This is a genomic window from Barnesiella sp. CU968, assembly GCF_905219685.1.
Lineage (GTDB): Bacteria > Bacteroidota > Bacteroidia > Bacteroidales > Muribaculaceae > Lepagella > Lepagella muris_A.
In genome coordinates this window covers 1-3,475 of record NZ_CAJMXD010000313.1, presented here as the reverse complement: position 1 = coordinate 3,475, position 3,475 = coordinate 1, and the positions used below count along the sequence as shown (strand labels likewise).

General features: G+C 47.7%; 2 protein-coding genes. Both read left to right on the top strand.

What is annotated here, in order from left to right:
• On the top strand, window positions 1–2,322 hold a 2,322-nt coding region (locus JX312_RS10750), incomplete at its 5' end, for a TIM-barrel domain-containing protein (RefSeq protein WP_204457992.1).
• A 9-nt stretch (window positions 2,323–2,331) separates the two neighbouring features.
• Window positions 2,332–3,475: SusF/SusE family outer membrane protein (locus JX312_RS10745; protein ID WP_204457991.1), on the top strand; the 1,144-nt coding region annotated here is incomplete at its 3' end.

Genomic DNA, 3,475 nt, shown 5'->3' with positions numbered 1-3,475 from the left:
GACAAATTGAAGCTGAAATATCGCAAGGGAACGAACCCACGTACTCTTCCCCCTTCATCTTCAAATCTTTCAATCACGCTGAATCATAACGGACGCGAAGTTTTATGGTATCCCGGAAAGCCCGATCCACTTAACCTGAAGGGAACATGCCGTACCCTTGACGGCAGCAACGGACAAAACAAGCGGTCTGAAATGGAAGACGGTCTAATTTCACGTTCCGGGTGGGCAGTGATAGAGGATTCCTGGACATCGTCAAGAAGTGACGGCAGTCGTTCGTTCGCATTCGAGCCGGAGACGGAGCTGGGCTACGACTGGTGGGCAGAGCGGAAAGACCCTCATGCGCTTGATATCTATTTCCTGGGTTATGGCAGCAACTATAAGAAGGCGTTGTCTGATTATACGCATATCGCCGGCAAGATTCCTTTGCCGCCTTCATATGTGTTCGGTTACTGGTATAGCAAATATTCTTCATATTCGGCAGATGACTATCGTGAGATAATGAACGACCTCTCATCCAACAATATTCCGACGGATGTAATGATTCTTGACATGGACTGGCATTGGAACGGCAGCGAGGGAAGTATGTCCGGAGGTCGCGGAGGCTGGACAGGATGGTCGTGGAACACAAATCTGATCCCCGATCCCAAAGGTCTTTTGAAAGAAATGCATGACCGCAATTTCAAGGTAGCTCTCAATCTTCATCCTGCCGATGGTGTAAGCAGTCAGGAATCGCCTGAGTTTTTTACAGCTATGAATGAGTTTCTTCGCGGAAAATATGATGTTAACGGATCTGGAGGTAAAGTTATACCCTGGTATCTTGACTATCCCGACTTCACCGATTCTTTCTTCAGCACTATAATCAGAGAGCATGAAGGAGAGGGTGTAGACTTCTGGTGGCTTGACTGGCAGCAGCACCTTACGAGTCCCTATACAAGCGGTCTCGGACAGACATTCTGGTGCAACCATGTATTCTACAATGATATGGCAACCAACCGCCCTGACCGTCGCCCTGTAATATTCCATCGTTGGGGTGGTCTCGGGAGTCATCGCTATCAGATCGGGTTCTCAGGCGACGCGCTTATCAATTTTCCGACACTCGCATTCCAGCCCTATTTCACATCTACAGCATCGAATGTAGGTTATGGCTATTGGGGTCATGACCTCGGCGGTCATGCCTTTACAGATGAAAAGACGGTCAATGACCCGGAACTTGTGCTCAGATGGGTTCAGTTCGGTGTGTTTACTCCGATATTCAGAACACATGCAACCAACGATTCCCGCATAGAGCGCCGCTTATGGAAGTTCCCCAATTTCCCTGACCTGCTTGATGCTGTCAGACTCAGATACACATTGTTCCCGTATATCTATACTATGGCTCGTGAGGCATATGACACAGGAATCTCCATGTGTCGTCCGCTCTATTATGAGTATCCTGACATGGAGGAGGCTTATTCATTCGATGGAGAATATTTCTTCGGAAATGATATTCTTGTGGCACCTGTGACGGAGGCATCCAAAAATGGTGTGAGCACGAAGACAATCTGGTTTCCCGAAGGAAACTGGTGGAGTGTGGCTACAAACCAGCTGATAGAGGGACCGTGCACGATGACGATGAATTTCTCATCTACGGATATTCCATATTTCTACCGACAAGGATCAATTGTTCCCCTCAATCCGGCTTCGGTCAAAAACGTTACCGAACGTCCCGGACATATGATATTCGATGCAGTGGCAGGCAAAGAGGGGAAAGGCAGTCTTTATGAGGATGCCGGCGACAACAATGATTATGACACGGCGTTTGCCACAACTTCATTAACACAGACATCGGATGGAAACACCCACGTGTATACCATACATCCCCGGGTTGGTGTTGTCGATGGACTGCCTGCGTCCCGGTCATATACTCTAAGAATCTTCAATGTTGGAACACCTGAAGCGGTTTCGGTAAACGGAAGTCCCTCTTCCCGATTCAGCTATATAGCCGAGAAGAAGTGCGCAGTAGTGGAGATTCCCGAAGGGTTGTGCTCATCTGCTGTCACAGTGGAGATTCGGGAATCTGCATCCGGAGTTGCGGATGTCGCCGTGTCTTCTCCAAGAGTTTTCTACGACAAGGCATCGGATACGTTGACTGCGGAATTCGGGCAGACCAGAAAAAATGTAGAGCTTGCGATGTTCGATCTGACAGGAATGGAATGTCTGAGTCAGAAATATCAGAATATCTCCGGTTTCTCGGAAAAATTGTCAATGCTTTCTTCTCCCCAGCTGTATGTCTGCAAGATAACAGCCGACAGTCAGGTAGCAATCGAAAAGATTTTCAAATAGAATATGACCATGAACAAACTGATATCATTGCTGGCAGCTTTCGTTTTCAGCCTGTCGGCGTTTGCCGGCATGTCCAACTCCATAGAATATACGCGTGTGAACATAGTAGGTCCCGCCGTCAAAGGGGGATGGGATTACAACGCCACTCCGATGAGTAAGATCGGCTACGGTGTATTTACATGGACCGGGACACTCAAAGGTGGCGAGCAGTTCAAATTTATGAATTCAAATGACGGATGGAACAAGCATATTGTCGCGACTTCAAAAGACGAGATTCTTAAGGAAGGAGAGATTCATCATCTTGATTTCTACGCCAATAAGGCTCTTCCTGACATGCTCGACAATAAATTCATTGTTCTTGAGACTGGAGAATACAATCTGACTGTAGACCTTATGAGCATGAGTGTGTGTCTGAAGAAAGCCGGTGCGGCTGTGGACTATCCCCAAAAGTATTATGCCACCGGATCTGCGCTCGATGACAAAGTGATAGAGCTCACAAGGATCGGGGATTTTGAATTCAAGCAGGCTCTGACGTGCAAGGCAGGGAATGTTATTCTTATGGATACACCTGTAAGGGGTGGGAATACAAGATATTTCATACCGGTGTTTGAGGATGTCGATTTGTCTTTTGGCAAAGGTTACAGTTCAACGCTGGGCGTGACTTCTGATTCCGATACCCGAGGATGGAGTGTTACGGTTCCGGGAGATTATATGATCTACATTTCGTGTGCCGGCCATAATTATTCAGGTCGTAAGTATCAGCCGCGTAAATATCTCTATATCGTGGGTGGTTGCTGCGAGGTATCCTGGAATTATGATGACGGCAGCAACAATTGTTTCTTCCCCAATCCTGAGAAACCTGATGAGCTGGTATGGGAGGGGGAACTCAGAATAGGCTGGAAAGGCAACACCGAGCCTGATAGATTCAAGATTCTTACAGAGAAGAGCTGGACTGACGAGACCTATCATCCCTACATCGGTGATACGGATGCCGAAGGCACAACCTATATACGCACTACCGACGGCGGTGACACCAAATGGCGCATAACAAGAGACGGTTATTACAGAATTACCGCCAATACCAGAACCGAAACGCTTACTACGGAATATCTTTCATCAACGCCGCCGGATATGTCCTGTGAGACAATGGGCA